This window comes from Amycolatopsis methanolica 239 (assembly GCF_000739085.1).
GTDB classification, from domain to species: Bacteria; Actinomycetota; Actinomycetes; order Mycobacteriales; family Pseudonocardiaceae; genus Amycolatopsis_E; species Amycolatopsis_E methanolica.
Genome location: NZ_CP009110.1, coordinates 5,807,651 through 5,825,584 on the forward strand (window position 1 = coordinate 5,807,651; position 17,934 = coordinate 5,825,584).

Consider the following 17,934-nt stretch of genomic DNA (forward strand, 5'->3'; position numbering starts at 1 on the left):
ACGCTCCGAGGCGCGAGTTCTGCGTTCAGGGTGCGTAGGCGTCCAGGCCGAAGAGGTCGAACAGCTTCTGCTGCACCGCGTCCCGGCAGGTCAGCAGCCGCCGGGTGCGCGGGCGGCCGCCGGTCGACGGGTACCGCAGCACCGTCTCCCCGATGCGCGATAGCAGGTCCAGGAGTTCACGCACCGACAGGTCCAGCCCGGCCCGGTCGGCCTCCTGCCGCATCACGTGCGTGACCGCCGTCGCCAGCACGCTCACCAGCGAGTGCACCGCGATCCGGTGCTCGGTCCAGTGCCGCCGCGGCGCCGACGCGGCCACGAACGGGCCGTTGAGCTGCCGGAACGTCGAGTCCAGGTGGTAGCGCGCCCGGTACGCGGTGATCACGTCGGCGACCGGCCAGTCGTGGTCGGTCACCAGCAGCTGCTTGCCGAAGTACTCCTCGTCCAGGCGCGACCGGGCGTTCTCGTCGACCCGCCACTCCAGCCGCAGCTCGGCCGGGCGCGTGCCGGTCAGCCGCGTGGACAGCACGCGGTCGACCCACCGCACCCGGGTGATCCGCGCGATCTCGGTCAGTACCTGCTCGCGGGGCCGCCGGTTGGTGCCCGCCGCCAGTGCCAGGGCGAGGCCGTCGAGCTGCCGCGTCGCGCTGCTCAGCGCCTGCGCGAACCCGCGCGCCTGCGCCGCGTGCAGCTTCGCCGAGTGCGTGAGCACCACCCGCCGGGTCGTGCCGGACACCACGGCGTGCGTGTCGAGCGCCGTCACCCCGGCGAAGCGGTCCGGGCCGACCGACCGGCGCGCCGACGCCGGGCGCGCCAGCAGCTCCGGATAGTCGCCCAGCGGCAACGCGCCGACGAAGTGCCTGCCGTCGTCGAGGTCGAGCTGCGCGTGCTGGCCCGTCTCGAACACCAGCGTCACCGGGCCGGCCACCCGCGACGCCAGCCGGTCGGCCGACACCCCGAACGGCACCGCGCCCTCCCGCCGGTACACGCTCGACGCCAGCGGGATCGCGCCGTCCCGTGTGACCACCGTGCTCAACCCGGCCGGGGACGCCGCCGCGGTTTCCGATTCCGCGTAGGTCGCGAAGTTCGGCACGTCCACCGCGAGCAGGATCGGCTCGGGCAGGTGTTCCCGCACCCGCGCGGACACCGCCTCCTCGATCCGCTCCAGCTGCGCCCGCGTCAGCCGCCGCGTGGCGCGCCAGAACTCGTCGTCCTGCACGGCGGCCGCCGCGATCCGCGGCCGCACGAAGCGGCTCGCCGCGCTGCCCGCCCACCACTGCGCCAGATCCGTGCCCGGCGCGGTCGCGCGGTGCAGCACCGACAACGCGAAGTACGTCCCGATCGACACTTTCGCCTTGCGCGATCCGAGAACGTCGTCGATCGCCGAACGCACCTGGAGCCGCTCCAGGGTGGACCACACGGCCGCGACATCACCGAACGCCAGGTGCCGCGTACCGTCGGGTGAACCGGCCGCACCGGAAGAGGACGCGATGGCGGCTTCAATCTCCTCCGCCGTGCCGAGATAACGCTGCGACGTGATCCGCGGCGCGCCGTTCACCCGCCCGGTGTGCGCGAGGTAGTAGTAGGTCTTGCCGCCGACCCGCTTGCCGATCACCGAAGCCACACTTTAGGTAATACGCCCGCACCGGCCGCGGCGCAACGACCACGGCCGTGGTGAGCAGCGGAAACAGGGTTCCCGCCGCCCGGTGTGGCCGATCTTGCGCGGTCTGGTCCTGGCACCGCGGGCCGGGCCGGTCCTAGCGTTTCCGGTATGGCATCCGCTCCCACCGCCTCCGCGATGCGCCGCGCGCTGGCCCGTGCCCGCGACGGCAAGACCCTCGACATCACCGAGGCGACCGTGCTGTTGCACGCGCGCGACGAAGACCTCGAAACGCTGTCCGAGCACGCCTCCCGAATTCGCGACGCCGGGCTGGCGCTGGCCGGCCGCGAAGGCGTCATCACCTACAGCGGCAGCGTGTTCATCCCGCTGACCCGCCTGTGCCGCGACCGCTGCGGGTACTGCACGTTCGCGACGGTTCCGGGCAAACTGGACGCCCCGTTCCTGTCGCCGGACGAGGTGCTGGAGATCGCGCGCAAGGGCGCGGCGATGGGCTGCAAGGAAGCCCTGTTCACCCTCGGCGACCGCCCGGAGGACCGCTGGAAGCAGGCCCGCGAGTGGCTCGACGCGCACGGCTACGACGACACGCTGTCGTACGTGCGCGCGATGGCCATCCTGGTGCTGGAGCAGACCGGTCTGCTGCCGCACCTCAACCCCGGCGTGATGGGCTGGCAGGACCTGCAGCGGCTCAAGCCGGTCGCCGCGTCGATGGGCATGATGCTGGAGACCACCGCGACCCGGCTGTGGAGCGAGCGCGGCGGCCCGCACTACGGCTCGCCGGACAAGGACCCGGCCGTGCGGCTGCGCGTGCTGGAGGACGCCGGCCGGACGTCGGTGCCGTTCACCACCGGCATCCTGATCGGCATCGGCGAGAACTACGAGGAGCGCGCCGACTCGCTGTTCGCGATCCGCAAGGTGGCGCGCCAGTACGGCAGCATCCAGGAAGTCATCGTGCAGAACTTCCGCGCGAAGCCGGACACCAAGATGCGCGCCACGCCCGACGCCGACCTGCAGGAGCTGGCCGCGACGATCGCCGTCGCGCGGCTCGTGCTCGGCCCGAAGATGCGCATCCAGGCGCCGCCGAACCTGATCGGCAGCCAATACGACCTGATGCTGCGCGCCGGAATCGACGACTGGGGCGGCGTGTCGCCGGTGACGCCGGACCACGTCAACCCGGAGCGGGCGTGGCCGCACATCGACGAACTGCGGCGGCAGACCGAGAAGGCCGGCTACACGCTGCGTGAGCGGCTGCCGGTCTACCCCGAGTACGTGCTCGCCGGCGAGCCGTGGCTGGACCCGCGCATCGCCGGTCACGTCGCCGCCCTGGCCGATCCGAAGACCGGACTGGCGCGCGAGGACGTCGTGGTGGAGGGCCGCCCGTGGCAGGAGCCGGACGGCGGCTGGCAGGACCAGGCCGGCACCGGCCGCACCGACCTGCACGTCGAGGTCGACACCACGGGCCGCACCGAGGACCGGCGCAGCGACTTCGACTCGGTGTACGGCGACTGGAAGGAACTCGCTTCGCAGGTTCCGACGGCGCCGCAGCGGATGGACACCGACATCGCGGAAGCGTTGCGCCGCGCGGAACGCGACCCGGCCGGTCTGTCCGATGAGGACGCTCTGGCGCTGCTGCACGCGGACGGCGCCGAGCTGGAGGCGCTCGCCTCGCTGGCGGACGGGCTGCGCCGGGACGTCAACGGCGACGACGTCACGTTCGTGGTCACGCGGAACATCAACTTCACCAACGTCTGCTACACCGGCTGCCGGTTCTGCGCGTTCGCGCAGCGCCGCACGGACGTCGACGCCTACACCCTGTCGCTGTCGCAGGTCGGCGACCGGGTCGACCAGGCGTGGGAGGCCGGGGCGACGGAGATCTGCATGCAGGGCGGGATCCACCCGGACATGCCCGGCACGGCGTACTTCGACCTGGCGGCCGAGGTGAAGCGGCGGCAGCCGGACATCCACCTGCACTCCTACAGCCCGATGGAGGTCGTGAACGGCGCGTCCAGGACGAACCTGTCCATCCGGGACTGGCTGACGCGCGCGCACGAGTCCGGTGTGGACTCACTGCCGGGCACGGCGGCGGAGATCCTGGACGACGACGTGCGGTGGGTGCTCACCAAGGGCAAGCTGCCCGCGTCGAGCTGGATCGAGGTGGTGTCCACGGCGCACGAGCTGGGCATCCCGACGACGTCGACGATGATGTACGGGCACGTCGACACGCCCGCCCACTGGGTCGGGCACATCAAGCTGATCGCCGACCTGCAGCGGCGAGCGCTCGAGAAGACGGGGCGGCGCGGGTTCACCGAGTTCGTGCTGCTGCCGTTCATCCACCAGAACGCGCCGATCTACCTGGCCGGGCTGTCCCGCCCCGGCCCGACGAAGCGCGAGAACCGGGCGGTGCACGCGCTGGCGCGGATCCTGCTGCACGGCCTGATCGACAACATCCAGTGCTCGTGGGTGAAGCTGGGTGAGGACACCTGCCGGGACGTGCTGAACGGTGGCGTCAACGACCTCGGCGGCACGCTGATGGAGGAGACGATCAGCCGCATGGCGGGCGCGGACAACGGCTCGTACAAGACGATCAGCGAGCTGGAGGCGATGGTCGCCCCGATCGACCGCCCGCTGGTCCAGCGGACGACGACGTACGGCCGCCCATCGCCGGACCGCGTAGCGGCCGCGCTCGCCTCCGACGGAGTCACCCAGGCCGTCCGACGCCCGCTGCCGCTGCCGATCGTGAGCTGAGCCGCGGAGGGGCGCACACTCCGCGGGCTGCGGAGTGTGCGCCCCTCCGACCGCCGCACCCACGACGTGCCGCACAGGGTCCACCCCTGCCGCCGAGCGGGTTTTGCCAGCTGGCGCGGCGAGTTCGCCCTTGACCGTGCATTCGCCCCCGGGGGGGCGTTTTCGCCACTTGGCGCGCGGTTCGCCATCCGAGCCCGCCTTCGCCAATTCACCCATCCGCGCGCCTTATTGCGTTCACGAGCGCCGGCGTCGGCGAGTCGGCCGCTCCGGCCGCCGAGTCCACCCCTCCCGCTGCCGAGTCGGCCCTCCGTGCGCACCGAGTTCCCCACCTGTGGCAGTGGTTCCCCGCACCCGCGGCGGTTCACCCCTCCGGGCACCGAACCGCCGCGTCAGCCGACGTTGTTGGTCGTCACCTCGTCCAGGAAGCGCGCCACGTTGGCCAGCATCCGCTCCACCCGCTCCGCCAACGGCGCGCGGTCCACCGGGTTGTGCACCGCCGGGCGGCGCTTGCCCCGCAGGTACAGCCCGCAAGCCAGGTCGGCGCACGCGTACGTTCCGACGGTGTTGCCCTGCTTCCCCGCCGCGCCGATCCGCCGGGCGGCGAACAGCGACACGTCCGTCGCCGCGTGGATCGTTCCGCAGAAGGCGCACAACGAGGACTTCACAGAGCTCCGGTGCTTCGCCGCGGCCCGCAACGCGACTCCGACCACCTCGTCCCCGTAAGGCGCGACGAGGTAGGCGTTCTGCGCCGCACGCGGGTCCCGCCAGCCCAGGAAGTCCACTTCGGACCAGTCGAGCCCGGCCAGTCCCGCCGGCAGCGCCAGCCGTTGCGCCTCCCCCTTCGAGCAGTTCACGAACGACTTGCGGATGCGGTTCTCGTCAAGGGGTTGCACGGCGGGAATGATCCGTCGCACCGCCACGACCGGGCAAGTCATTTAGGATCGACTGTGATGAGCACGAAGATCGCGTGGCCGGTGCCCGCCCCGGGCCTTCCCGAGAACGTCCACCCCGCACTGGCCGCGATGGCTCGCGCCGCCAGCGCCGCCTACGGGGACGCCCGCCGCAGGCACACCCGCGCGGAGCTGGCCGAGAAGGTCGCCGACGGCGCGGACGGCACCCCGACGATGCGCGTGGACGAGATCGTCGAGGCCGCGATCGCCGAGGAGGCGGACCGGCACCGCGTCAACCTGCTCAGCGAGGAGGTCGGTTTCGTCGACAACGGCTCCGCGGTGACGCTCGTCGTCGATCCGGTCGACGGCTCCAACAACGCCGCCAACGGGGTGCCGCTGAGCTGCTTCGGCGGCACGGTCGCGGTCGACGGCCAGGCGACCGAGGCGCTCACCGTGTGGCTGGACACCGGCCGCGCCTGGCACGCCCGCGCCGGCGAGCCGGTCCCGTTCCGCACCACCGGCCGCACCGCTCTGACCGGCGCGACGGTCAACCTGCTCCGCCCGCACAAGCGCAACGCCGAAGCCTGGATGCGCGTCGCGGACAAGGCCCAGCGCGTGCGGATCCTGTCCACCACGGTGCTGGAGTGCGCACTGGTCGCCGAAGGCTCGGTCGACGCGTTCTGCGACCCCGGCTCGGACACCCACCGGCTGGTCGACCTCGCGACGGCGATGGTGACGGTGCCCGCGGCCGGCGGCGCGGTGATCGACGTGCGCGGCCGCCCCCTGGAGATCGACCCGGACCTGACCCGCCGCTGGTCCGGGATCGCCGCCGCGAGCCGCGCACTGGCCGACGACCTCGCCGCGATCGTCCTCGGCTAGACCGGCCCCACCGCCCCCGCGGCCACCCCCGAAACAACCCACACCGCGGCTCCACCCTCCCCGCCGCAACCCGCGCCCAGCCACCGCTGGCCCGGCCCCGCCGACCGGCCGCCACAACCATGCCCGGCTGCCCCGGGTCCAATGGCCCTACCGGTCACCACCGGCCGGGGTGATCGTGGTGGCCGTGACGTTCCCCGCGCGCGAAAGATCGGTCGCTCCGATGCTCGATCCGTTCGGACTGGAAGTGCTGGGGCGGGAGCAGTGCCTGGAGCTGCTCGCCACCGCCGGGATCGGGCGGGTCGTGTTCACCACGCGCGGCCTGCCCGCCGTCCAGCCGGTCCGGTTCGTGCTGGCGGACGACGCCGTCAACTTCGGCGCGCCTGCCGCGAGCCCGCTGTTCGCCGCGGCGCACGACGGAGTGGTCGCGTTCGAGGCCGACGCCTTCGCCCCGGACCTCGGGTCCGGCTGGTGGGTGACGGTGCTCGGCCGGGCGCGGGCCACCCGGGAACGCGCCAGGGCGTGGCCGGCGAGCACCGCCGATGACCGTTGGATCCGCATCCCGTTGGAAGTAGTCTCGGGTCGGCGGCTCGTGGGGTAGGGCTGCCGGAAGGGCAGCGGGTGATCGGACCGGGCGTTCGCGGACTTGTCGAGGCCGTCGTCGGGGTCGCGGCTGACCTCAGCTTGCCCGAGATCCTGTCCAAGATCGTCGCCAGCGCGTGCGACCTCACCGGCGCCGCGCACGCCGTGATCCAGGTGCCGGACGCCGCGCCCGTGCGTGCCGGGGATCCGGCCGCGCCCGGCGCGTCGCTGACGATGCCGCTGCACGCCCGCGGCGGGCGGTTCGGCGAGCTGCGGCTCACCGGCAAGGAGGGCGGCTTCACCGGCGCCGACCGGGAAGCCGTGGTCACGCTCGTCGCCACGGCCGGCATGGCGATCGACAACGCCACCCTGTACGAGCGGACGCGCGGCCGGGAGCGCTGGCTGGAGGCTTCGCACGAGGTCACGGCGGCCCTGCTGACCGGCGAGGACCCGCAGCGCACGCTGCGCCTGATCGCCGAGCACGCCCGGTTGGTCGCGGGCGCCACGGCCGCCGCGGTCGCCGTCCCGCGCGAGGACGACCCCGGCGTCCTGGTGTTCGAGGTCGTCGCCGCCGGCGAGAGCGCCCCGCCCGGCCTGGCCGGGTTGACGGTGCCGGTCGACGGCACGGCGAGCGGTGTGGCGTTCAGCTCCGGTGAAGCGGTGGTGGTGCGCAACTACGGCCGCCACGCCGCCAAGGAGCAGGCCAAGGTCAACATCCAGATGCCGGAGCAGGTCACCGAGCTGGACTCGGCGGTCGCCGTGCCGTTGATCGTCGGCGGGGAGACCCTCGGCGTCCTGCTGGTCGCGAAGTTCGGCGGCGCCGAGCCGTTCACCGACGACGAGGTCGCCCTGGCCAGGACGTTCGCCGGGCACGCGGCGCTGGCGATGGAGTTCGCCCGCGCCGAGGAGGACCGGCAGCGGCTGGCCGTGTTCACCGAACGCGACCGCATCGCCCGCGACCTGCACGACCTGGTCATCCAGCGGCTGTTCGCGACCGGGCTGGGGCTGGAGGGGCTGCGGCCGCTCGTGACGCAGCCGGAGGTCGCGAACCGGCTGACCGGTTTCGTGCAGGAGCTGGACCGCACCATCCGCGAGATCCGCAACAGCATCTTCTCGCTGACCCAGCCCGACGAGGACGTCGAGGGTGTGCGCGCGGAGCTGCTGCGGCTGGCGCAGGACTGCGCGCCCGCGCTGGGGTTCACGCCCCGGCTCGGGTTCACCGGGCCGGTCGATTCGGCTGTGCCGCCACCGGCGCGCGCCGACCTCACCGCGACGGTGCGGGAAGCGTTGTCGAACGTCGCCCGCCACGCCAAGGCGGACGCGGTGTCGGTGGAGGTGGCGGTGGACCTGGCCGGACGGTCGCTGACGCTGACCGTCACCGACGACGGTGTCGGAATCCCGGACGAGCCCGGGCGGCGCAGCGGGCTGGTCAACCTGGACGAGCGCGCGGCGCGGTGGCGCGGCAGCTGTTCGGTCGCCCGGAGCGGTGAGCGCGGGACGAAGCTCGTGTGGACGGCCGAGCTCAACGGCGCGGAGAGGGTGCGATGACGGTCTCGGTTTTCCTGCTCGACGACCACGAGCTGGTGCGGACGGGTTTGCGGACCGTGCTGGAGTCCGAAGGCGACATCCGGGTGGTCGGCGAGGCGAGCACCGTCGCCGAGGCCCTGCACCGGATTCCGCCGCTCACGCCGGACGTGGCGATCCTCGACGTGCGCCTGCCGGACGGCGAGGGGATCGGGGTGTGCCGGGAGATCCGGTCGTCGGTGGAGCCGGCGCCGGCGTGCCTCATGCTGACGTCGTACTCGGACGACGAGGCCCTGTTCGGGGCGATCATGGCTGGTGCCGCGGGTTATCTGCTGAAACAGGTGTCCGGGATGAACCTGGTGGACGCGGTCCGGCGGGTGGCGGCGGGCGCGTCGTTGCTGGACCCGGAGCTGACCGCCACGGTGCTGAACCGGATGCGCGGCGGGGGCGAGGTGGATCCGGGGTATGCGCAGCTCAGCCCGCAGGAGCGGCGGGTGCTGGAGCTGATCGCGGATGGGCTGACCAACCGGCAGATCGGCGAGCAGCTGCACCTGGCCGAGAAGACGGTCAAGAACTACGTGTCGTCGGTGCTGCACAAACTCGGCTTCGAGCGGCGCACCGAAGCCGCCGTGTACGCCACCCGGCGACGTGACATTTCCCGTCGGCAAACAGGGCCATTGGACCCTGTTCGCGGCGCACGTGACCGGCGAAGGTGAAGAGGCCAGAACAGAAGATTCTCGGCCGCGCCGGTCGCCGCGAGCTGAGATAACCGGCCGGAGCAGCGGCCTCCCACCCCTCCCGCTGCTCCGGTCAACTATTGTCTGTTGTGGACAGTGGGGGTAGGTTTCGCCGGATGGGGCTCACTGGGGCGGAGATCTCGGACGCGGTGCGCGACGCCGGCTGCGGTACGTCCTGGCGGGTTTGTCGACCGCGGTGGCGGTGCCGTCGGCGCGCGACGCGGGTGTTGTGGCGCAGCGGGTGCTGTCGGTGGCGAGGTGGCGGTCGACATCCGGCCGGGTCGCGTACGGCTGGTGCTCGCCCCGGTGACCGCGCGGGAGATCGACGTGGCCCGGCGCATCTCCGAGCTGGTCCGGGATGTGGGTTACGAGCCATCGCCGGGGGACGCGCAGGTGCTGGAAATCGCGATCGACACGCTCGCCGCTTCGCGGATCGTGCCGTTCTGGCGGGCGGTGGTGGACTACGTCGACGGCCCGCGGCCGCCCGAGGTGGTCGACCCGCGGGGGCAGGGGCCGTCGATCTGGTTCCAGCAGATGGACTCCCCGCGCCCCCAGCGTAACCGGATGCACATCGACGTGTCCGTCCCCCACGACGAGGCGCCGCGCCAGATCGAAGCCGCGCTCGCCGCCAGGGGCGTCCTGCGCTCCGACGAGGCGGCACCGGCATTCTGGGTACTGGCCGACGCCGAGGGGAACGAAGCCTGCATCACGACCTGGCAGGGGCGGGACTGACGCCTGGGTGCCGCTGCGCAGCGCCGACCAGCCTGTCCATCGCGCTGCCTCGCCTGCGCGCCGTGCCGCCTCGCCGGGTGCCTCGCTCCGCGCACCGCGCTGCCTCGCCAGGTGCCTCGCCTGCGCACCGTGCCGTCTTGCCGCGCTGCCTCGCCTGCGCACCGCGCTGTCTTACCGCGCTGCCTCACCCGCCGTACGCCTGCACACCGCGCCGCGTCGCCGCGTTACCTCAGCGCAGCGCCGATCCACCTGCATGTCCTGACCCCTCATCCCGCGGCGCTTGAAAGGACCTTTCAACCACCACGCCCGCCCCAATCGCACCTCGCACCTCATTGAAATGACCGTTCAACCGGCGCGACCGGACAGCTCTCAACCACCAATCGCCCTCAGCGCAGGCCGAAACCCCTCACGGCATGCCGAAACTCAGGCAATCAACTCGCCCCTCGCCCCTCGCCCCTCGCCCCTCGCCCCTCGCCCCTCGCCCCTCGCCCCTCGCCCCTCGCCGGGAATGCTCCCTCAGACCCGGTTGAAAGGGCCTTTCAACCACGCGGCTCCACTCCAGCCACACCTCAGACCTCATCGAAATGACCGTTCAACCAGGCACGACCGGCAGTTCACCGACCACCAAAGAAGCCACCGCCCAAAAACACCCCTACCGCAACCCACGCAACTCCTCGGCAGCCCGCAGCACGTCCGCGTACCGCACGTACAACCCGGCCAGCCCGAATCGCAGCACCTCGGGCGGCCGGAAGTCCCCGATGACCCCGCGCGCGATCAGCTTCCCCATCGCCGCCTTGGCGTCCGGCCACGCGACCGACACCTGGTTCCCCCGCGCGTGCGACCGCGGCGTCACCACGCGCGCGCCCGGCACCAGCGAGTCCAGGCACCGCAGGAAGAAGTCCCCCAGCGCGAGCCCCTTCGCTCGGACCTGGTCGATCGTCACGTCGCGCCACACGTCCAGCGCGGCGTCCAGCGCCAGCATCGACAGGATGTCCGGCGTTCCGGTGCGGCCGCGGCTGATGCCCGCCCGCCCGGCATAGGCCGGAGTCATCCCGAACGGATCCGCATGCCCGGCCCAGCCGGTCAGCGGCTGGTCGAACTCGTCGAGCCACTTCCGCGCCACATAGAGGAAAGCCGGCGCCCCGGGCCCGCCGTTGAGGAACTTGTACGTGCACCCCACCGCCAGGTCGACCCCGGCAGCGTCCAGCGGCACCGGCACGGCCCCCACCGAATGACACAGGTCCCACACCACGACCGCCCCGGCCGCGTGCACCGCCGCCGTGATGCCCGGCATATCGTGCAGCTCCCCCGTCACGTAGTCGACGTGGTTGACCAGCACCACGGCCGTCCGAGGACCGACCTCCGACGCCAGCGCCCCGACCGGCACCCGCCGCACCGAGTGACCGGTCATGCGCGCCGCGCTCTCAGCGATGTAGCCGTCCGTGGGGAACGTGCCCGCGTCGACCAGGATCTCCGGCCGCCCCGGGTTCAACCGCGCCGCCGCGACCCCCGCCTTGAACAGGTTCACCGTCGTCGAGTCACCGACCACCACCTGGCCCGGCCCCGCCCCGATCAACGGTGCGATGCGGTCGCCGATCCGCTCCGGCGCGTCCCACCAGCCCTCGTCCCAGGACCGGATCAGCCGCCCGGCCCACTGCTCGCCGACGACCTCCGCGAGCCGCGGCGCGACCCCGCGCGGCGGGGCGCCCAGTGAATTTCCGTCCAGATAGGACACGTCCGGGTCGAGATCGAACTCCGCCCGCTTGCCCGCCAGCGGGTCCCGCGCGTCGAGTTCGGCCGCTTCGTCTCGCAGCGACATCGTGTCCCTTTCTCTCTATCGCCCTGTGTTGGCGGTCACATAGGGTGGTGTATCCGCCAGCTGATCACGAGGAGGTCGCAGTTGACCAGCCAACCGTCCGTCGCTGAGCAGGCCGAGGGTTTGACCATCCCCATGCTCCTCCGCCGCAACGCCGCGGAGTACGGCGACCTGCCGGCGCTCACGTCACTGGACGACCCGGACCGCCCGACGCTGACCTGGTCGGCGTTCCGCCACGAGATCGCCGCGGTCTCCCGCGGCCTGGCCGATCTCGGCCTGCGCCGCGGTGAGCGGATGCTGATCATGGCGCCGAGCACCCCGGATCACCTGATCGCCGATCTCGCCGCCACGCACCTCGGCGCCATCTCGTGCACCGCGTACGCGACCCTGAGCCCGGCGCAGATCTCCTACGTCGCCCGCCACAGTGGTACCCCGGTCGTCGTGCTCCAGGGCACGGACGAGCTCAAGCGCTGGCAGCAGGTCCTGCACGAGCTGCCCGCGCTGCGCCGCATCGTGATGATCGACCCGGACGCGGTCCCCGCAGGCGACGAGCGGTTCGTCAGCCTCGCCGAGCTGCGCGCCCGCGGCGCCGAGCTGCACCAGGCCGACCCGCAGGCGTTCGAGGACGGCTGGGCGGACCTGCGCCCGGAGGACCCGATCGCGATGATCTACACCTCGGGCACCACCGGCGACCCGAAGGGCGTGGTGCTGTCCCACCACAACGTGATCTTCGAGGCCTACGCCGTGCACGCGCTGCACGAGTCGCCGATGCACCTGTCGAACATCGCGTACCTGCCGCTCGCTCACATCGCCGAGCGGGAGATCTCGATCTACATGCCGATCGTCTACGCCGGTCACGTGCACACGCTCGCCGATCCGACGCAGGTCGCGGGCGCGCTCGGCCGGGTCCACCCGCAGGGCTTCTTCGGCGTGCCGCGGGTGTGGGAGAAGATCGCGGCGGGGCTCAAGGCGATGCTGCCAAACCTGCCCGAGGACCGGCGCGAAGCGCTGCTGTCCGCCAGCGATCTGCTGCAGCAGGGGTACAAGCTGCGCAACGCCGGCCAGGAGGTGCCCGCCGACCTCGCCGAGAAGATCGCCGAAGCCGACCGCGCGGTGCTCGCGCCGGTGCGCGCGTTGCTCGGGTTCGACAAGCTGCACTTCTGCTCCAGCGGCGCGGCCGCGCTGCCGGTCGAGGTGATGTACTTCCTCGCCGGCCTTGGCGTGGAGATCCACGAGGTGTGGGGCCTGTCGGAGACCTCCGGCGCGATCACGTCGAACTCGGCGACGGCGTTCCGCGCCGGCAGCGTGGGTCGGCCGCTGGCCGACACCGAGATCAAGGTGGACGCCGACGGCGAGCTGCTGGTGCGTGGCCCGCTGGTGTTCATGGGCTACCTGCAGGAGGACGGGTCGATCGCCTCCGCGCTGGACGAGGACGGCTGGTTCCACACCGGTGACATCGGGACGATCGACGACGACGGTTTCGTCACGATCACCGACCGCAAGAAGGAGCTGATCATCACCTCGGGCGGCAAGAACATCGCGCCGACCCGCATCGAGGGGCTGCTCAAGGAGCACCCGCTGATCGGCCAGGCGGTCGCGATCGGCAACGACAAGCCGTACGTCACGGCGCTGATCGTGGTCGACGACGAGTTCCTGCCGGCGTGGGCCGCGCAGCAGGGCATCGAGGGCAGCGACCCGGTCGTGCTGGCCGAACACCCGGCCGTGCGAGAGGAGATCCATCGCGCGGTCGAGGCGGCGAACGCGCGGCTGGCCCGCGTCGAGCAGATCAAGAAGTACCAGGTGCTGGCCAAGCCGTGGACGCCGGAGAGCGGCGAGGTCACCCCGACGCTCAAGCTGAAGCGCCGGATCATCTACGACCGCTACGCGAACGACATCGCCGCCCTCTACACGGCGGACCAGTAGATACCTAGGCCGAACGGAGAGGCGTGGTCCACTTGCGCAAGCGCGGTGGAACACGCTTCTCCAGGCCGTAGGGCTCGAGGTGGGCGCTGAACACCTCGTCGAACGCCTGCCGCACCGTGTCGGTGTCCCACGTGTGCCGTTCGAGGATGGGCGCCTTCAGGTAGGGCTGCCCGACGATGTGCAGCTGCGGCCCGTTGCACCGCACGAGCTGCCCCGTGATGCCCTCCGCCGCGTCGCTCAGCAGGAACAGCACGACGGGCGCGATGCGCGACGGCGTCCGATCGGGGGGACAGTTGCGCAGCGAGCGCTCCGACTTCCAGACCATCCGGGTGTGGGCCAACGGGCAGACGGCGTTGACGCGGATGCCGGACTCCTCCAGGTCGAGCGCCCAGGAGTAGGTCAGCGACGCCACCGCCCCCTTGCTCGCCGCGTACACGCCGAGCTTGCGCTGACCGAGCGAGGCCCCGGAGGAGATGTTGACGATCGACCCGCCGCGGCCTGCGGCGACCATGGCCTTCACGGCCGCTATCCCGGTGTACATCACGCCGAGGACGTTGACCTCGACCAGTTCCCGGACCTCGTCGAGGTCCTCCTCCCAGGGCAGCGCCTCGTAGTTGAGGCCGGCGTTGTTCACCAGTCCGTCGATCGCGCCGAACTCGGACACACACAGGTCGACGATCGCCGCGGCCTGCGCCGGGTCGGCCACGCTGTGCCCGCTGGCCACCGCCCGCCCCCCGTGCGCGCGGATGTTCGCCGCGGTGCGTTCGGCCAGCTCGGCGTCGACGTCGTTGACCACGACCGCCGCGCCGGCCTGCGCGAGGTGCACCGCGAAGGCCTCACCGAGACCCCGCCCGGCGCCGGTCACCACAACAGCCCGGTCCTGCATCAGCATGCTCATCGGTTCTCTCCCCACCGGCCAGTCCCCGAGCTCCAGCCCGTCCTCGGCTTTCTCCCTGGCCTGTGTTCCCAGTCTTCGCGCCGGAACTGCCCGGCGGTGACCGCGCACCGACGAACGGTCCGTCCACTGCGCTGAACGAGTGACGTCTGATCGGCCGGGCTTACCGCACCACGGGTGACGCGGGACGGAAACTTCCACCGTTCGTCGTAACCCGAAGGTTAGAAGGTCTACGACCGTATAGGCCCATTGACGAGATACGGTCGCGCTGTGACTGTTCGCCTGCGCGTAGTGAGCGGCATACTGATAGTTGCGGAATGCGACACCTGGGTGATTGGCGTCACAGGAACCGGGCGGGCAACGACAGAGTCAGTGAGCGCAGGCACCCAGCCGACGAGGGGGAAGTGGGGACAGGTGTGAAGACCACGACTCGCCCATCCATGGGTGCGGCGCTCGCCAACCGCGAGTTCCGCACCGTGTGGCTGGCCGAGGCCCAGTCGGTGCTCGGTGACCAGCTGACCACGGTCGCGCTGGCCCTCACCGTCTACCACCGCACCGGCTCGGCGCTGTGGTCCGCGGTCGCCTATGCCCTGACGTTCCTGCCCGCGCTGGCCGGCGGGCTCGGACTGGCCCAGCTGGCCGACCGCTACCCACGCCGCACGATCCTCGTGGTCACCGCCGCAATGCAGGCGTTCTTCATCGCGATCATGGCCGTGCCGGGCATGCCGGTGGTGTGGTTGTGCGTGCTGGTCATGCTCGCGCGGCTGGCCGGCGCGCCGTCCAACGCCGCGCAGAACGCGCTGACCCGCGAGATCTTCACCGACGACGAGCTGTACCTGCGCAGCCAGGACGTCCGCGGCATCACCACGAACACCACGATGCTGGCCGGGCTCGCGCTGGGTGGCGTGATCGTCACGGCCGCTGGCCCGTCGCTGGCGCTGGCCCTGGACGCGCTGACGTTCGCGATCAGCGCGGTGGCCCTGCACCACTGGGTGCGCCCGCGCCCCGCCGCGGGCGACGGCGACGGCTCCTGGTTCGGCGCCATCAACTGGGTCGCCTCGCAGCGCAGGCTGCGCGTGCTGCTCGGCCTGTCCTGGCTGGTCGGGCTGGCCATGGTGCCGGCAGGCCTGGCCGCCCCGCTGGCGCGCGAGATCGGCGCGCCCGACGAGGCCGTCGGGTGGCTGCTGGCCGCGGACCCGCTCGGGTTCGCGCTGGGCGTGTTCGTCCTGTCCCGCTACGTCTCGGCCTCGGCCCGCCGCCGCACGGTCGGTGTGCTCGCGGTCGTGCCGACGGCACTGCTGCTCGCGTTCGGGCTGCGCCCGGACCTGGTGCTCGCCCTCGTCGTCCTCGCATTGGCCGGCGCGGCGGGCGCGTACATCATCACCGTCGGGGCCACGTTCATCACGTGGGTGCCCAACGAGCTTCGCGGTGGCGCGGGCGGGCTGTACCGGACCGGCCTGCGGGTCGCGCAGGGCGTCGGGGTCGCGTTCGGCGGCATGCTCGCGCAGTGGTCCGGTGCGGCGACCACGGCCATCATGGTCGCGGGCGCGGCCGGGGTGGTCCTCGGCGTGCCCCTCGCGGTGGCGTGGGGCCGGGTGCTTGGCACGGACAGCGATGCGGCCCGCACCGGCTGACGGCAGCGGCGGCTGCATTCAGAAGATCAGAAGTCACGGTCGCGCACGACGATTCACCTCACGTTATTCGGTCGGAAACAAACACAAATCGAGGACACCTCAGAAGTCGCGGTCGCGCACGACGAACACCTCTCCCACGGGAACGAAAACGAACGCTATTCAGACCAGGGGATCAGAAGTCGCGGTCAGACACGAGGAACACCTCCATTCGGTGCCTGTGGCCGGGACGCGTTGCGTCCGCGCGGCCGCTCGCGGCGGCGGTACGCGACGCTTCGCGTGCGGTGAGATGATACCTGTTGATGGAAAGTACCCGGCGTCGTTCCGGGCACAGCAAAGTTACCCGGCGACGGTACGCGATGTCGAGGGAAGGTGAGCCGATGCCTCCGCACCACGCGCGTCGGCGATCGCCTACACTCCACGGCGATCCGGACCTCAGGGAGGACGTTCAGTCCATCGAGGAGCGAAATTCGGTACCCCGCCAAGCCGCGCCCGAGAGGGCGGAGGCGAACACAAAGCGTGATGCGTCGAGCACGCGCCGCGCCATGCTGCCGCGGAATTGGGCATTGTGGCGGCGGCCGAAGCGTTTCATCGTTTTCCTGCTCGTCACCGAACTGATTGCCGTCGCGTGGCTGGTCGTCGCATTCGTGAACGCGAGCCCGCCGAGCGGTCTCGATTGGCTGCGCTTCGCGATTCTCACCGTGGGTGCGACGGCGCACATTCAACTGACCCGGCGGCAGGAAGAACGTCGGCGAAATGCGGGCGGGCGGGTCCTGATCGACCTGACCGCGGTCTGGGTCGTGCCGGCCGCGATTATTCTCCCGGTGCCGTTGACGATCTTGGTCGTCGGCCTGGTCCGGGTGCAGCGGTGGTTCGTCGCACGGCGGCCGGCGCACAACTTCGTGTACTCCACGGTGGCCCACATGCTGGCGGCGACGCTCGCCCATCAGGTCTACGTGGAGCTGGGGCCACACGACTGGGGTTCGCTGGACATCGCGGGCTCGCTCACCGAGTTCGGCTGGATGCTGGTGGCCGGGCTCATCTACGAGGGCGTGCAGATCCTCTACATCGGATCCGTGATCGCGCTGGCCGCGCCGGAGAAGGCGAACGCGCGGACGGTGCTGGGCAGCCCCGCGGACAACGTGCTGGAGGCGATCACGATCGGCCTCGGCGCGGTGACGGCGATCCTGCTGGTGATCATGCCGCCGACGGTCGCGATCATGGCCGTGGTGACGGTGGTCTTCAACCGGCTCGCCGAGATCGAGCAGCTGCAGGCCGACGTGCGGACCGACCCGAAGACGCAGGTCGCGAACATGCGCGGCTGGACCGAGTCGGCCGAGCGGGCCCTGACCAGGGCGGCGAAGGCGGCCGACCCGCTGGCCATCCTGATGATCGACCTGGACCACTTCAAGTGGATCAACGACACGTTCGGCCACCCCGCGGGCGACGACGTGCTGCGGAACCTGGCGCAGCTGCTGGACGAGGTGACCCGCCCGAGCGACGTGGTGGGCCGCTTCGGTGGCGAGGAGTTCCTGGTGCTGCTGCCGGACACGGACCAGGCGGCGGCGACGGTCGCCGGGGAGCGCATCCGCTCCGCGGTGGCGGGGCTGCAGATCAGGACGACCAACAAGCGCGGTGACCAGACGCTGGTGTCGGAGCGGACGGCCTCGATCGGGGTCGCGGTGTTCCCCGATCACGGCGACACCCTGCCGACCCTGATGCAGGCCGCGGACGCGGCCGTCTACGAGGCGAAAGAGGGCGGCCGCAACCAGGTCCGGATAGCCCGGGCCGCCCGCGACTCCGCGCCGCTGCCGCAACCCCCGCGCGAAGCCAAGCACATCACGCACTGAGCGATTGACGGGCGCCCCGGCGAAGCCCTTCTGTTCTACTCGCGCTCGCGAATCCACTCATACGGGCCACCTTGCCCACCCGCCGCATTCAGCGTTTTCCGCCATACCAGGATGCGCC

Annotated in this window: 14 protein-coding genes; 9 read left to right on the top strand and 5 right to left on the bottom strand. The window is 71.5% G+C overall.

Translation table 11 applies throughout. From position 1 onward, the window contains the following. Positions 1-25: 25 nt before the first annotated feature. Positions 26-1,621, bottom strand: coding sequence for an IS1634 family transposase (locus AMETH_RS28270; protein WP_017984573.1), 1,596 nt, complete (start codon positions 1,619-1,621; stop codon positions 26-28). Positions 1,622-1,768: 147 nt separating this feature from the next. Between AMETH_RS28270 and AMETH_RS28275 the strand changes: the two genes are divergently transcribed. Further along, the gene (locus AMETH_RS28275) at positions 1,769-4,360 is read left to right on the top strand and encodes a bifunctional FO biosynthesis protein CofGH (RefSeq protein WP_026153443.1); all 2,592 of its coding nucleotides are present in this window, start codon (positions 1,769-1,771) and stop codon (positions 4,358-4,360) included. A 389-nt stretch (positions 4,361-4,749) separates the two neighbouring features. On the opposite strand, the gene AMETH_RS28280 is transcribed toward AMETH_RS28275, so the two are convergent. Next, positions 4,750-5,253 (bottom strand): FBP domain-containing protein, encoded by a 504-nt coding sequence (locus AMETH_RS28280; protein WP_026153444.1) that lies wholly within the window; start codon positions 5,251-5,253, stop codon positions 4,750-4,752. A 57-nt stretch (positions 5,254-5,310) separates the two neighbouring features. On the opposite strand from AMETH_RS28280, the gene AMETH_RS28285 reads away from it, so the two are divergent. The 5 genes from AMETH_RS28285 (at position 5,311) to AMETH_RS28305 (ending at position 9,701) form a co-directional block, all read left to right on the top strand. Beyond that, positions 5,311-6,129, top strand: coding sequence for an inositol monophosphatase family protein (locus AMETH_RS28285; protein WP_017984576.1), 819 nt, complete (start codon positions 5,311-5,313; stop codon positions 6,127-6,129). 220 nt (positions 6,130-6,349) lie between these two features. Continuing rightward, entirely contained in the window at positions 6,350-6,727 is a 378-nt protein-coding gene (locus AMETH_RS28290; RefSeq protein WP_026153445.1) for a pyridoxamine 5'-phosphate oxidase family protein, read from the top strand. Positions 6,728-6,747: 20 nt separating this feature from the next. Next, positions 6,748-8,256 (top strand): sensor histidine kinase, encoded by a 1,509-nt coding sequence (locus tag AMETH_RS28295; RefSeq protein WP_017984578.1) that lies wholly within the window; start codon positions 6,748-6,750, stop codon positions 8,254-8,256. After that, a complete protein-coding gene (locus AMETH_RS28300; RefSeq protein ID WP_017984579.1) occupies positions 8,253-8,948 on the top strand; it encodes a response regulator in 696 nt (231 codons plus the stop codon). The genes AMETH_RS28295 and AMETH_RS28300 overlap by 4 nt, the downstream gene beginning before the upstream one ends. Positions 8,949-9,227: 279 nt before the next feature. After that, entirely contained in the window at positions 9,228-9,701 is a 474-nt protein-coding gene (locus AMETH_RS28305; protein ID WP_017984580.1) for a VOC family protein, read from the top strand. 652 nt (positions 9,702-10,353) lie between these two features. Here the strand turns inward: AMETH_RS28305 and kynU are convergent. Continuing rightward, positions 10,354-11,520 carry a kynureninase gene (gene kynU, locus AMETH_RS28310; protein WP_017984581.1) on the bottom strand — a complete coding sequence of 389 codons (1,167 nt, stop codon included), beginning with the start codon at positions 11,518-11,520 and terminating at the stop codon, positions 10,354-10,356. 132 nt (positions 11,521-11,652) lie between these two features. Here kynU and AMETH_RS28315 point away from each other — a divergent pair, with 132 nt between their 5' ends. After that, on the top strand, positions 11,653-13,440 hold the full coding sequence (locus AMETH_RS28315) for an AMP-dependent synthetase/ligase (protein WP_017984582.1): 1,788 nt from the start codon (positions 11,653-11,655) through the stop codon (positions 13,438-13,440). A 4-nt stretch (positions 13,441-13,444) separates the two neighbouring features. On the opposite strand, the gene AMETH_RS28320 is transcribed toward AMETH_RS28315, so the two are convergent. Continuing rightward, positions 13,445-14,338 (bottom strand): SDR family NAD(P)-dependent oxidoreductase, encoded by an 894-nt coding sequence (locus AMETH_RS28320; protein WP_017984583.1) that lies wholly within the window; start codon positions 14,336-14,338, stop codon positions 13,445-13,447. 437 nt (positions 14,339-14,775) lie between these two features. Between AMETH_RS28320 and AMETH_RS28325 the strand changes: the two genes are divergently transcribed. Beyond that, positions 14,776-15,969, top strand: a complete 1,194-nt coding sequence (locus tag AMETH_RS28325) for an MFS transporter (RefSeq protein ID WP_017984584.1) — start codon at positions 14,776-14,778, stop codon at positions 15,967-15,969. 445 nt (positions 15,970-16,414) lie between these two features. Here AMETH_RS28325 and AMETH_RS40940 read toward each other — a convergent pair whose 3' ends face one another. After that, on the bottom strand, positions 16,415-16,666 hold the full coding sequence (locus AMETH_RS40940) for a hypothetical protein (RefSeq protein WP_223843301.1): 252 nt from the start codon (positions 16,664-16,666) through the stop codon (positions 16,415-16,417). Here AMETH_RS40940 and AMETH_RS28330 point away from each other — a divergent pair. Continuing rightward, positions 16,584-17,816, top strand: coding sequence for a GGDEF domain-containing protein (locus tag AMETH_RS28330; RefSeq protein WP_410468243.1), 1,233 nt, complete (start codon positions 16,584-16,586; stop codon positions 17,814-17,816). The two genes, AMETH_RS40940 and AMETH_RS28330, sit on opposite strands and share 83 nt — an antisense overlap. Positions 17,817-17,934 lie beyond the last annotated feature (118 nt).

Bases quoted from the DNA above. Each gene is read 5' to 3' on its own strand.
- AMETH_RS28315 (WP_017984582.1), top strand. From the start codon at position 11,653: ATGCTCCTCCGCCGCAACGCCGCGGAGTACGGCGACCTGCCGGCGCTC.
- AMETH_RS28290 (WP_026153445.1), top strand. From the start codon at position 6,350: ATGCTCGATCCGTTCGGACTGGAAGTGCTGGGGCGGGAGCAGTGCCTG.
- AMETH_RS28320 (WP_017984583.1), bottom strand. From the start codon at position 14,338: ATGAGCATGCTGATGCAGGACCGGGCTGTTGTGGTGACCGGCGCCGGG.
- AMETH_RS28275 (WP_026153443.1), top strand. From the start codon at position 1,769: ATGGCATCCGCTCCCACCGCCTCCGCGATGCGCCGCGCGCTGGCCCGT.
- kynU (WP_017984581.1), bottom strand. From the start codon at position 11,520: ATGTCGCTGCGAGACGAAGCGGCCGAACTCGACGCGCGGGACCCGCTG.
- AMETH_RS28300 (WP_017984579.1), top strand. From the start codon at position 8,253: ATGACGGTCTCGGTTTTCCTGCTCGACGACCACGAGCTGGTGCGGACG.
- AMETH_RS28325 (WP_017984584.1), top strand. From the start codon at position 14,776: ATGGGTGCGGCGCTCGCCAACCGCGAGTTCCGCACCGTGTGGCTGGCC.
- AMETH_RS28285 (WP_017984576.1), top strand. From the start codon at position 5,311: ATGAGCACGAAGATCGCGTGGCCGGTGCCCGCCCCGGGCCTTCCCGAG.